Below are 12802 nucleotides of genomic sequence, written 5' to 3'. Positions count from 1 at the left end.
ACATATATAAACATATAATCTTGTATTTTTGTACTTGCTTGTTTACCAGCCCCTGAATAGAGGAAGTTATGGTCAATACAGATTATAGTTACCTCAGCAATTATCTATACATTAATTATCTGAACAACAATCAAGGCACGGGGGCAAACAGCCCTGACGCCTTATTGGGTTTGGTAGAAAATGCGGCCGCCCAAGCCTTCTCCCTAGGTCAGACGTATCAGCAGCAGTTTAGTTTATTGAGTCAGGCCTTAAATAAGCTGAGTACGTATGCAGGGCAACTATATCAAGCTTCTTATCCCCTTGTACCTGACAGCTACCCAGGGGCTAATACAAGTGTCTTTGATAAGGTTGTTGCTAACTCCTCAAACCCCAACCAGGTGTCTGCGTCTGCACAACCTGGGGCCACTATCACGACCTACAATATATATGTCAATCAGTTGGCATCCGCCCAAGTTAATCAGGGCGCCCTCCTTGTCAGCAGCAATACAACTACGGCCTCTGCAGGTATAAATACTTTTAATTTAACGATAAATGGTATCACAACACCTATTTCGGTAAACGTCAATGCTACAGATACCAACCAGACTTTTTTAAATAATATGGCCCAAGCCATCAACAATGCAAACGTCGGTGTTACAGCAAGCGTCATAACAGATACTCAAAATAATACGAGTCAGTTACAAATAATTGCAAATAATACAGGAACCATTGGTGCTTTTAATCTAAGCGATGTAACAGGCAATGCTGTTATAACAAGTGGAGCTAATAAAATTATTAGCTATGCAAATAATGCAAGCTATACGATTAATAACCAAGCTTATACATCGACAAGTAATAATATAAGCATTGATAATAATAATTTACAGATAAATCTTCTAAATCCAACAAATGGCATGGTGACAATTACAGTTACAGCTGATAGTAATGCCATAAGCAATGCTATTAACAATTTTCAATAATATGGTTAATTTTCTACAACAGAATAGCGCTTATATCGATCAAAATGTACTTAATGAAATAATAAATCCTGTTAATGCTCAGGCTGCAAATTTACAATCAATAGGAATAACTATAAATAATGATAATACACTATCAGTCAATCAAGGGCAATTAATCGGTATATTAAATAATAATCAAAATCAAGCACAAGGCATCATAAGTGGATTAGCGACAAATATAATCTCAGTAGTACAGCAAATACAGTCATCATCAGCAACAAATTATATAAATACTCAAACAAATAGTTTTCTTAACAATTTAAACAGTAATATAAAACAATATAGTTATGGTTTATATAATTATCTTGCACTCATAGAGAATAATATTTTGATATCCAATCTTCTCCCAAGCGGAAGCCTAGTGAATACAATATTGTAAGCCGTGATCATTTATACCTTTATACCTTTCACTCTCTCATGTAGAGCTGTCTAATGATTTCATTGGCTATTTCTTTTATTTCATAGCTATTCTAAATTTAGAAAGGAAGATATTTTTGTTCTTAAGTCATTTATTGGAGATTGTATGAAAAATGCAGATGTTTGGGCGGATTCAGCCTATTGTTCAGAAGAAACTTTTTTTAAAAGACAATACTTATAATGAATACATTTAGAAAAGGTTATAGGAACAATCATTTATTATATATAGAAAAAGGAAATAACAAATTAAAATCGAAAAATAGGGCAAGGCTAGAGCATATTTTTGGAGTTCAACTTAAGAAAGCAGATAATCTTTTGTTACGCACTATAGGCGCAGCTCGCGCCTATGCAAAGATAGGTCTTAGAAATCTTGCATATAATATGGATAGATATAGAATATTAGAAACTATAGCATCTTAAGAGATAATAATCATATATAAAGCATAAAAACAAATAAATTGCGCATATAAATACCATATATAAATAATATTGTTGATGCATCTTTAAAAATACAGACGATGTATGAGAAAACTGGTATAGAAAGTGAATTTTTGGGGGTTTCCCTATGGTTATTAAGATGCATGTTTCCAAAAAGTTTTTTCTCATCCTGATAATAGTCATGATGTTGGCCTTTATGGGGACTGCGGGGGCCGAGGAAGTAGTCCGGGCGGAACTGGAAAACGGCCTCCGGGTGGTGATGATCAGGGATCCTCTGGCCCCTGTCGTAACCACTGTGGTCAACTACTTGGTGGGTTCTGATGAGGCCCCTGAAGGGTTCCCAGGCATGGCCCATGCCCAGGAACATATGATGTTCCGTGGAAGCCCTGGGCTTACCGCTGCCCAACTTGCACGTATAGCTGCGGAAATGGGTGGAGATTTCGGCGCCGACACGCAGCAGAACGTGACCCAGTACTTTTTTACTGTGCCTGCGGAAGACCTGGATGTGGCCCTGCATATAGAGGCGTTACGGATGGAAGACGTCCTGGACAGTGAGAGACTCTGGTCCGAAGAGCGCGGGGCGATAGAGCAGGAGGTGGCGCAGGACCTCTCAAATCCCGAATACATCTTTTACACCCGGCTCCTAAAGGATTTTTTTGCCGGGACCCCATATGAACATGATGCGCTGGGAACCCGCGCCTCTTTTGACAAGACTACAGGGGCCATGCTCAAGCAATTCTATGACAAGTGGTATGCCCCTAACAACGCCATCCTTGTTATATGCGGCGACATAGATCCGTCTGAGACACTACAAAAGGTGAAAAAACTATTTGGCGGGATTCAGACCAAAAGGCTTCCGGCCCGCAAGGAGGTGAGTCTCCAACCGGTCAAGCCAGCTGTGCTCAACATGACGACAGACCGGCCTTATGGCATGGTGTCTTTTGCGTTCAGGATGCCTGGGTATGACAGTCCGGACTATGCGGCGTCTGTGATCCTTGCCGACATCCTGAACAGCCAGCGCTCAGAGCTCTATTCTTTGGTTTCAAACGGCAAGGCGCTTTTCACAGGGTTTGAACTGGATCCTCTGCCCAGGTCAGGGCTCGGTTACGTTGTGGCGGCCTTTCCGTCAGGAGCTGACAGCAGGGCCCTTATGGCCGATGTGAGAGACATTCTGCTTGCCGTAATAAAAAACGGTGTCCCTGCGGATCTGGTGGCCGCCGCTAAATTGCATGAGGTAACTGAGGCCGAGTTTGAAAAAAATTCGATATCGGGTCTTGCCATGAGCTGGTCTCAGGCGCTAGCCGTGGAGGGCAGGAATTCCCCGGACGATGACATAGAGGCCATACAGAAGGTCACCGCGGAGGACGTGAACCGCGTAGCCGCAAAATATCTTGATGTGGATCATTCTATCCAGGCCGTTCTTACCCCAGAGGTCTCAGGTAAGCCCGTTTCATCGAAAGGGTTTGGCGGCAGTGAGAAGCTGATCACAGGGCATTCGGCAAGGGTTGAACTTCCAGAATGGGCCAAGGAGGCCTTGAGCCGTCCTGCTACGCTACACCCTGTTGTACATCCAGTGGTAAGCACCTTGAAAAACGGGCTTGTCCTTATCGTGCAACCCATATCCATAAGCAACACTGTGAGCGTTTTTGGTCATATAAAGAATAATCCTGACATGCAGGTACCCAAAGGACAGGAGGGGGTCGATGCCATCTTATCCCAATTGTTTTCTTACGGGAGTTTGTCCCTTGATAGGGTTGCCTTTCAGAAGGCCCTTGATGACATAGGGGCGAGCGAGTCCGCTGGCACTGACTTCTTTATAAGGGTGACACCCGATCATTTTGATCGGGGCGTTCAACTGCTTGCAGAAAATGAACTCCATCCGGCCCTGCCCAAAAATGCCTTTGACATCGTTCAGAAACAGGCCGCGGCTTCTGCGGCTGGGGAGCTCAAGAGCCCGGGTTATCTGGCCGAACATGCCGTCAAGGCCAGCCTTTTCCCCAAGAATGACCCCAGTCTGCGCCATCCCACCCCGCAGACAATCTCCGCCCTTACCTTAGATGACGTAAAAAGGTATTATTCAAGTGTATTTAGACCGGACATGACCACTATTGTGGTCATAGGAAAGGTTACTCCAGAAGAGGTATTTGGGGTGATTAACAAGTATTTTGGTTCTTGGACGGCAAAAGGCCCTAGGCCGATCATTGATTTCCCTGCGGTTCCAAATAACAAGCCGTTTTTTGTGAGCGTGCCGGATTCGAGCCGCGTACAGGATGTGGTCACTATGGCCCAGACCCTTGGTTTAAGGCGCACAGACCCTGACTTCTATGCCTTGGAATTGGGAAATAACGTACTAGGCGGGGGTTTCTATGCTACAAAACTCTATCAGGACCTGCGTGAGACTACAGGTCTTGTATACTTTGTGGACTCGCAGCTTGATGCAGGCAAGACCAGGTCAGTCTATTCGGTAGTTTTTGCATGTGACCCTGACAAGGTTTCCAAAGCGGCTGGAATTGTCCGCCGTGACCTTGTCGATATGCAGAAGGTAGCGGTTTCAGATGATCAATTGAATCAGGCCAAGGCGCTCATGTTGCGTAAAATTTCTTTGTCTGAATCGAGCGTGGATCAAATAGCAAAGGATTTTATCTATTGCACGGCCAATGATCTGCCACTCGACGAACCTGTAAGGGCTGCAAAAAAATATATGGGACTTACGGCCACTGATATTAGAAAGGCATTTTCAAAATGGATACGCCCTAACGACATGGTTCAGGTCGTCAGGGGTCCTGTCCCACAATAAGGTTTCGCTAGGAGTCGAATCCATATTTGGAACCCGCCAGACCGGCTGAGAAATTCCAGACCCGACACCCGCTGTGGGCGGTCCTCTATAAATATTCCCTGTTCGAGGCCGCTGACTCCGCATGGTCGATGATAGTGGTCTCCACCTATTTTGGCGTCTTCCTGCAAAAGGTCATCGGCAGATCTGGGGCCGATTTCGGATGGGCGGTGACTGTCGGGGCGCTGATCGTAGCCATCATATCGCCTCTCTTGGGTGCCAGCGCGGACAACAGCAGACGGCGTCAACCATATCTTCGTGTCTTTGTCTTCGGCCTGGTTATCTGTACAGCCTCTCTAGGATGGGCCAGGTCAGAGCCGGTGGCCATATCGCTATTCATCCTGGCATATATATGCGCCAATGCGGCATTTACATTTTTTATAGCCATGATTCCGGCGGTAGCCGACAAAAAAAATGTGACCGCAGTGATAAGCATGACGGTGGGCATCGGCTATGCCGGAAGTCTCATCTGCTTGGTTGGCTTGAGCAGACTGGTACCAACCGACGAACTGGCAGGCCGGGTCTTTTTGCCCATGTCCTTGATATATCTGATTCTTGCGTATCCGGCTATGTACCTTGCCCCTGATTTTAAAGCTGGTTCGCACAGCCGGGTGGACATATATGCCGCCTACGGGCGTATTCGAGATACATTCAGACATGCAAGGAGATACAGATATTTTTTTATCTTTCTTGTCGGGGATTTTCTGTATGAAAACGCGGTTGCATCCGTAATCACCCTGATGGGCCTCTATTCCCGCAATGTAATGGGTTTCAATGCCAGCGAACTGGCCTCACTTTTTGGGCCGGCCATTATCGTAGCTATGCTTTCCGCCTGGATTATCTTCGGGCCCCTTGTCAAGGCCGTCGGCCCCAAAAAGGCCGTGCTCATTGATCTCATGATCTGGTTTCTTCTCTTCGTCATGATCTTGATCATCAGGCCTGGGATGGCGCTCAATCTAGGGCCGTTTCATATGGACGCCAAGCTGTTGTTCAGGTTTACGGTAGCCCCGTTGGCAGGGATGGGGCTTGCCGGGGTATGGTCATCAAGCCGCGTACTTCTGACAGCCCTGACCCCGGCAGACAAATCCGGCGAGTTCTGGGGGCTTTACACCCTCTCCGGCCGCACAGCTAGCGTGCTGGGTGACGCCACATGGTCCCTGATTCTGACGATCTTTGGTGAACAGATATTTGGCTACAAATTAGCTGCTGCGGCGCTGATGGCATATGTGATCCTTGGCGCCTTTTTGATCAGCCTCATCCCTGGCATACGCCCTTCATCCGGCAACTTCCTTGAGAAAGGCCGCATTCAGGCCGCTTAGCAGATTATAATCCTCTGTTGCGCTGAACAGGCACACGAATGAGTTACTACTCCAATTTGACAAAGCAAAGATGTTTCACTTATATGTTGGCACAGAGGAATTGTGCAATGAGAAGGGCATCAATGGCTTGATTTGTGTGGGGAGAAGAGATGAAAGCAACAATAAAGTCCAAACAGCGCGTGAGAGATCACGGTGAAGTTTTGACTCCTCAACACATTGTCAATGCCATGCTTGATCTGGTGAAGCAGGAGACGGAGCGGATTGACTCGCGTTTTCTTGAGCCTGCTTGTGGGACGGGGAATTTTCTCATCAAGATACTGGAGCGAAAACTGCGAGTCGTGGAGGCACGCTATGCCAAAAATCAGTTGGAATATGAGCGCTATGCGATCCTTGCCGTCTCATGTATTTACGGGATTGACATTCTGGCAGATAACACAGAAGAATGCCGTAAACGGCTGTTTGATGCGTTTGATGCGTCTTATACCCGCTTCTTTAAGGAAAAGGCAAAAGAGCAGTGCAGGGAAGCGGCGCGCTATATTCTCAAGCGCAATGTCGTGCACGGCGATGCCCTTTCCCTGAAAACCGTGGGGGATAATCCGCAGCCGATTATTTTTTCCGAATGGTCGCTGATCAACGGCAGTCTGCTCAAACGGCGCGATTTTGCCTTCCATGAATTGGTGAGCCACGGTTCCATGCGGGAGCTGCCGCTCTTTTCGGACCAAGGCGAGGAGGTGTTCATCCCTGAGCCGGTGAAGGAATACCCGCCGGTGCATTTCCTGGAGGTGGCCCATGCCTACGATGATTAGCTACAACCCCGATGTGCTCTCTTGCCTGGCCAACCTCTCCAGCGACGAGGTCTTTACCCCGCCGCAACTGGCAAACCGGATGCTTGACCTTTTGCCGCAGAAACTATGGAGCGATCCCGAGGCCCGCTTTCTCGACCCGGCCTGCAAATCCGGTGTGTTCCTGCGCGAGATTGCCAAACGGCTGGACAGGGGGTTGGAGAACAAAATCCACGACCAGCAGGAGCGCATCAATCACATCATGAAAAACCAGCTCTTCGGCATTGCCATCACGGAACTGACTGGCCTGATTAGCCGGCGTTCGCTCTACTGCACCAAGACCGCCAACGGCAAGTATTCGGTGTGCACCGTCTTTGATGACCGGGATGGCAACATCCGTTTCAAACGAACGGAGCACACATGGGAGAACGGTCGGTGCGTCTTTTGCGGGGCAAACGAAGCCAATTACGCGCGTGGTGAAGAACTCGAAACCCATGCCTATGAATTTATTCACACTGATAACCCACTCTGTCTTTTCGACAAACAGAGTGAGGGTTGTCATTTCGACGAACGAAGTGAGGGTTGTCATTTCGACAAACAGAGTGAGCGTTGTCATTTCGACGAACGAAGTGAGGGTTGTCTTTTCGACAAACAGAGTGAGCGTTGTCATTTCGACGAACGAAGTGAGTGTTGTCATTTCGACGAACGAAGTGAGGAGAAATCTATGAAATTCGATGTCATCATTGGCAATCCGCCATACCAGTTGAGCGATGCAGGATTTGGTAGGAGTGCTTCTCCTATCTATGCAGCTATTCGTCCAACAGGCAAAGAAACTAAATCCTCGATATTTGATAATGATCATTCCTTCACGCTGGTTTGCGGCAGGGAAAGGGTTGGATGATTTTCGGAATGAAATGTTAAAAGACCGTCGGATAAGAAAACTTGTGGACTTTGAGAATAGTGCGGATGTCTTTCCAGGTGTAGATATTGCAGGTGGCGTGTGTTATTTCCTCTGGGAAAGAGATTCAAAAGGGCTATGTGAGGTAACCAATTTCTATAACGGACAACCGGTTGTTTCAATGAGACGGCTTGACGAGTTTCCTGTTTTCATTCGGCATGGTCGTGCTATACCTATCATCAGAAAAGTTCTTGCTAAAAATGAAAATGGTGGAAAAAGACTGAGTGATGTTGTTTCTCCAAGGAAGCCTTTTGGTTTACCGACAAATTACCAGCCCAAAAACGCAGGCATCCCCTGCTGGTTCAAACAAAAAATAGGACTGAAATTTGCAGATCCAGCAGATATTAAGGACGAAAAGGGCATTCTTAGTAAATGGAAACTGCTCATTCCACCCTATCCTATTGCAGGCCAAACAGATTTTTCAAAGCCCATCGCCTTTTACTACGAAGCAAATACTCGTATAGCAAAACCGGGTCAATGTTGCACAGAGTCCTGGCTGGTTGCTGGCGCTTTTGATACAAAAAAAGAAATTCTATCATTCAAATCATATCTTTTCACGAAAATTGTCAGATTCCTTTTGCTTCAAACAGTAATGTCACAACACGTAACAAGAGAATATTTCTATTTCGTTCCTGACTTGGGCAAGTATGAAGGTGTTTACACCGATGAGATGCTAATGAAGCGATGGGCTATTACAAAAGAAGAGTTTAAGTTCATCGAATCAAGAATACGCGATATAGGTGAAGAAAATGGGGTAGGAAATGAAGAGACGGAGTCCCCCGATGAGTAATGACCTCTTCCTCTTACAGTTAAGAGGCTCCTTTGTCATTTCGAGGGAGCGCCAGCGACCGAGAAATCTTGGAGTGGGGAAGATTTCTCGCTGCGCTCGAAATGACAGCGCTGCGCTCGAAATGACAGCGCTGCGCTCGAAATGACAGTGACAATGGATGCGCGCAATGACAGTGCTGGGCTCGAAATGACAATGAATGCTCAAAATGAGAAGAGGAGTAAAATGACGGTGCAATGTAATAACTGACTGTCAGTTGGACGAGCGCAGTGAGCAGAAATCTTATGAGAAACTACAACTTCTACGTTTACATCCTCACTAACTGGAACAACAAAGTCATGTATATCGGCATGACGAACAACCTTGAACGCAGGATATATGAACACAAAAACAAAATGATAGATGGTTTTACTAAGAAATATAACGTAAACAAACTAGTTTACTACGAGCACACGATAGACGTCCATGCGGCAATTGCCAGGGAAAAGGAAATTAAAAAATGGCGACGGGAGAAGAAGGACAAATTGGTAATGAGTATGAATCCTGAATGGAAAGATTTGAGTTTGGAGTGGGAGAAAGATTTCTCGCCGCCTGCGGCGGCTCGAAATGACAATGGATGCTCGAAATGACAATGGATGCTCGAAATGACAAGACTATACTCGGAATGACAATGGTTGCTCGAAAAGACAGGAATTCGCTGAAATGATAAGATAAAGAGGAAATGAAAACAATGACTAACGATCTTTTTTCCTCGGTTCCCTACCAGCAGCTCAAAGCCCAAATCGGAGAACTGCTTCGTCAGGGACGGGCGCAAGCCGGCCAGGCGGTCAACACCATTTTGGTGCAGACCTACTGGCAGATCGGCCGGCACATCGTGGAGTTCGAGCAAAAGGGGAATATCAAGGCCGAATACGGCAGCGAACTGCTCGACCGGCTTTCCAAGGACCTCGCGGCGGAATTTGGTAAGGGATTCAGCCGTTCCAATCTGGTTTATATGCGCAAGTTTTATCTTGCCTTCCCAAAAAGTGAGACACTGTCTCACAAATTGACCTGGAGCCACTACTTTGAAATCCTAAAAGCTGATAATGATCTAGAAATCAGTTTCTATGTCAAGCAGTGCGAGAAGGAAAACTGGAGCGTACGCGAGCTGAAACGCCAGATGAAAAGCATGCTCTTTCACCGGCTGGCACTGAGCAGGGACAAGGCGGGAGTGCTGGAGATTGCCCAAAAGGGCAGTGAGGTGCAGCAAGCCGAAGACCTGCTAAAAGACCCCTATGTGTTTGAGTTTCTCGGCATTCCGTCTAAACAACAATACCTAGAAGGCGAATTGGAGCAACGGCTCATTCAAAACTTGGAGTTATTCCTAATTAGAATTGGGCAAGGGATTTGCCTTTGTGGGCAGGCAATACAAGATAACGTTGGCCAATCGCCATTTCTATGTAGACCTGGTGTTTTATCACCGCATCTTGAAATGTTTTGTGCTTATAGACCTCAAGCGCGGCGAGATTGATCATACTGACATCGGGCAGATGAATCTGTATCTGAATTATTTTGCCAAAGAAGAAAATGTGGAGGGCGATAATCCGCCCATCGGCATCGTGCTGGGCGCTTACAAAGACCATATTTTGGTGGAATATGCAACGCAGAACATCACCAATCAGTTATTTGTGAGCAAATATCAGTTGTATCTGCCGGATAAAAAGCAGTTGCAAACAGAACTAGAGAGGCTGTTGAGCGATGGCTAATCAAGAATTCTTTCCGCAACGACCCAAAATCGAGCCCAAGATCTACGCATATGAGGACACCAATCCGCAGTATGCTGGTTTGCTCAAGATCGGCTATACCACCAAGAGCGTGCAGGAGCGGGTGGCACAACAGTATCCCACCCTACGGCCTGGCGGCAATCTGCCGTATCGTATCGTGCTCGAAGAGCCGGCCATCCGCAATGATGGAACGGGTTTTACTGACCGCGACGTGCACCGCATGCTGCGCATCAATGGCATCCGCAACGAGGGCGGTGAATGGTACCGCTCTACGGTTAAACAGGTGAAGGCAGCTATCAACGCCGTCCGTGAAGGTCAGCTCTTCGAAGAACAGCGCTCATTGAATTTCAAGTTGCGGCCTGAGCAGGAAGCTGCAGTTCAAAAGACAATAGCCTACTTCAAGAGCTACCGGCGCGAAAACCACAAGCCGCCGCATTTCCTCTGGAACTGCAAGATGCGCTTCGGCAAGACCTTCGCTGCCTATCAACTCGCCAAACGCATGGGGTGGAAAAAGATTTTGGTGCTCACCTTCAAACCGGCGGTGCAGAGCGCCTGGGAGGAGGATTTGCGCTGCCACGTGGATTTTCAGGGCTGGCAGTTCATCAAGCCCGGGGGCCTCACCTACGACGAGGCTGACAAAAATAGGCCCATCGTCTGCTTCGGTTCGTTTCAGGATTACCTAGGACGAAATCCCAGCACGGGGGGCATCAAGACCAAAAACGAATGGGTGCACGCCACAAACTGGGACTGCGTGATCTTCGATGAATACCACTTCGGCGCCTGGCGCGAAAAGGCCAAAGACCTGTTCGAAGCGGAAGACGAACGGGAACGCAAGGCGGCTGAGGGTGAAGCCATTGATTACTTCGATGAGGATATTCTGCCTATCACATCCGACCACTACCTATATCTTTCCGGCACGCCGTTTCGGGCCATTGCCACAGGAGAGTTCATCGAGGAGCAGATCTACAACTGGACCTATTCGGATGAACAAAAGGCAAAGGAGGAATGGAAGGGACCGGACAATCCCTACGCCGCTCTGCCGCGCATGGTGCTGATGACCTATCAGTTGCCGGATGCCATCCGGGAAGTGGCCATGCAGGGAGAATTTGACGAGTTCGATTTGAATGTCTTCTTTTTGGCGGAAGGTATCGGCGACAAGGCGCGGTTCAAATATGAGAATGAGGTGCAGAAGTGGCTCGATCTGATTCGGGGTGCTTTTCTGCCGACCAGCATAGACAACCTCAGGCTGGGCGCGCAGAAGCCGCCGCTGCCTTTTTCCGATGTCAGGCTCTTGAGCGTGTTGACCCATACGCTCTGGTTTCTGCCCAGCGTTGCCGCGTGTTACGCCATGCGGAATCTGCTCGCGAAGAGGCAGAACCGTTTCTATCACGATTACAAAGTCATCGTGGCCGCCGCCAGCGCCGCCGGGATCGGCGTTGCTGCCCTGCCGCCGGTGCTGAGTGCTATGGACGATCCCCTCAAAACGAAAACTATCACTCTGACCTGCGGCAAACTGACCACGGGGGTTACGGTTCGTCCGTGGACGGGCATCTTTATGCTGCGAAATTCCTCCAGCCCGGAGACCTATTTTCAGGCCGCCTTCCGCGTGCAGAATCCGTGGACCATCAAGAATCCCGTTGGGGCCTCACCCAATGAGGAGCTGATCCTCAAAGAGGAATGCTATGTTTTCGACTTCGCCCCTGATCGTGCCCTGCGGCAGATTGCAGACTACAGTTGTCGGCTGAACGTTAACGAGGATGATCCCGAGAAAAAGGTAGAGGAATTCATTCACTTCCTGCCGGTGCTGGCCTATGATGGTAGTTCCATGAAGCAGATCGATGCCACCGGTGTGCTGGACATGGCCATGAGTGGCACTACAGCAACTCTTCTCGCCCGCCGCTGGGAGAGTGCTCTCTTGGTGAACGTAGATAACGACACCCTGCGGCGTCTCATGAAAAACGAACAGGCCATGAATGCCCTGATGAGCATCGAGGGCTTCCGGAACCTCAATCAGGACATCGAAACCATCATCAACAAGTCCGAAGCCGTGAAAAAGGCCAAGAAAGAGGCCAACGACAGGGAGCTTTCTAAGGATGAGAAGAAGCAACTGACGGATGAGGAGAAGGAATACAAGGGCCTCAGAAAGAAAATTCAGGAGAAACTTGTCAAGTTTGCCACGCGGATACCTATCTTCATGTATTTGACGGACTATAGGGAAAGAACGCTCAGGGATGTGATCACTCAACTGGAGCCTGGGTTGTTTAAGAAGGTGACGGGGTTAACGGTGAAAGACTTTGAGTTGCTCGTTAGCCTAGGGGTGTTCAACAGCGCCCTGATGAATGATGCGGTGTATAAGTTCAAACGGTATGAAGACCCCAGTTTGGTTTATATAGGCATCAATCGTCATAGAGGGGAGGACGTCGGGCTTTATGACACTGTTCTGCGGCGGGCGGAGTATGACGTGATTCTTGCTGAACAGAAATGACCCCGCAGGATGACAAGAAAAG

Annotated in this window: 9 protein-coding genes and 1 pseudogene; all 10 read left to right on the top strand. The window is 47.8% G+C overall.

Translation table 11 applies throughout. From position 1 onward, the window contains the following. Window positions 1-68 precede the first annotated feature (68 nt). The 10 genes and pseudogenes from LGS26_RS08650 to LGS26_RS08600 all read left to right on the top strand — a co-directional run bounded on the left by LGS26_RS08650 (window position 69) and on the right by LGS26_RS08600 (window position 12780). Complete coding sequence (locus LGS26_RS08650; RefSeq protein WP_237888474.1) at window positions 69-959, top strand: flagellar cap protein FliD N-terminal domain-containing protein; 891 nt, start codon at window positions 69-71, stop codon at window positions 957-959. Between the two features lie 636 nt (window positions 960-1595). Then, window positions 1596-1835 (top strand): hypothetical protein, encoded by a 240-nt coding sequence (locus LGS26_RS08645; RefSeq protein WP_407932012.1) that lies wholly within the window; start codon window positions 1596-1598, stop codon window positions 1833-1835. A 145-nt stretch (window positions 1836-1980) separates the two neighbouring features. Continuing rightward, window positions 1981-4650 (top strand): M16 family metallopeptidase, encoded by a 2670-nt coding sequence (locus LGS26_RS08640; RefSeq protein WP_237888473.1) that lies wholly within the window; start codon window positions 1981-1983, stop codon window positions 4648-4650. A gap of 26 nt (window positions 4651-4676) precedes the next feature. Then, window positions 4677-6005, top strand: coding sequence for an MFS transporter (locus LGS26_RS08635; protein ID WP_237888472.1), 1329 nt, complete (start codon window positions 4677-4679; stop codon window positions 6003-6005). 149 nt (window positions 6006-6154) lie between these two features. Next, window positions 6155-6811, top strand: a complete 657-nt coding sequence (locus tag LGS26_RS08630) for an N-6 DNA methylase (protein WP_237888471.1) — start codon at window positions 6155-6157, stop codon at window positions 6809-6811. Further along, on the top strand, window positions 6795-7688 hold the full coding sequence (locus LGS26_RS09815) for an Eco57I restriction-modification methylase domain-containing protein (RefSeq protein WP_407932011.1): 894 nt from the start codon (window positions 6795-6797) through the stop codon (window positions 7686-7688). The genes LGS26_RS08630 and LGS26_RS09815 overlap by 17 nt, the downstream gene beginning before the upstream one ends. After that, complete coding sequence (locus tag LGS26_RS08615; RefSeq protein WP_237888470.1) at window positions 7591-8535, top strand: Eco57I restriction-modification methylase domain-containing protein; 945 nt, start codon at window positions 7591-7593, stop codon at window positions 8533-8535. The genes LGS26_RS09815 and LGS26_RS08615 overlap by 98 nt, the downstream gene beginning before the upstream one ends. A 281-nt stretch (window positions 8536-8816) precedes the next feature. Further along, the gene (locus LGS26_RS08610; protein WP_237888469.1) at window positions 8817-9161 is read left to right on the top strand and encodes a GIY-YIG nuclease family protein; all 345 of its coding nucleotides are present in this window, start codon (window positions 8817-8819) and stop codon (window positions 9159-9161) included. 101 nt (window positions 9162-9262) lie between these two features. After that, window positions 9263-10277, top strand: a pseudogene (locus tag LGS26_RS08605) (PDDEXK nuclease domain-containing protein). Then, complete coding sequence (locus LGS26_RS08600) at window positions 10270-12780, top strand: DEAD/DEAH box helicase (RefSeq protein WP_237888468.1); 2511 nt, start codon at window positions 10270-10272, stop codon at window positions 12778-12780. The pseudogene LGS26_RS08605 and the gene LGS26_RS08600 overlap by 8 nt, the downstream one beginning before the upstream one ends. The last annotated feature ends 22 nt before the right edge of the window (window positions 12781-12802 follow it).

It is taken from the genome of Dissulfurimicrobium hydrothermale (genome assembly GCF_022026155.1).
In the GTDB taxonomy this organism is placed as follows: Bacteria; Desulfobacterota; Dissulfuribacteria; order Dissulfuribacterales; family Sh68; genus Dissulfurimicrobium; species Dissulfurimicrobium hydrothermale.
The sequence above is the reverse complement of the archived record's forward strand: the minus strand, read 5'-3'. Positions and strand labels throughout refer to the sequence as shown.

Coding starts and splice junctions, on each gene's coding strand:
- LGS26_RS08650 (WP_237888474.1), top strand. CDS start 69: ATGGTCAATACAGATTATAGTTACCTCAGCAATTATCTATACATTAAT.
- LGS26_RS08645 (WP_407932012.1), top strand. CDS start 1,596: ATGAATACATTTAGAAAAGGTTATAGGAACAATCATTTATTATATATA.
- LGS26_RS08640 (WP_237888473.1), top strand. CDS start 1,981: ATGGTTATTAAGATGCATGTTTCCAAAAAGTTTTTTCTCATCCTGATA.
- LGS26_RS08630 (WP_237888471.1), top strand. CDS start 6,155: ATGAAAGCAACAATAAAGTCCAAACAGCGCGTGAGAGATCACGGTGAA.
- LGS26_RS09815 (WP_407932011.1), top strand. CDS start 6,795: ATGCCTACGATGATTAGCTACAACCCCGATGTGCTCTCTTGCCTGGCC.
- LGS26_RS08615 (WP_237888470.1), top strand. CDS start 7,591: ATGCAGCTATTCGTCCAACAGGCAAAGAAACTAAATCCTCGATATTTG.
- LGS26_RS08610 (WP_237888469.1), top strand. CDS start 8,817: ATGAGAAACTACAACTTCTACGTTTACATCCTCACTAACTGGAACAAC.
- LGS26_RS08600 (WP_237888468.1), top strand. CDS start 10,270: ATGGCTAATCAAGAATTCTTTCCGCAACGACCCAAAATCGAGCCCAAG.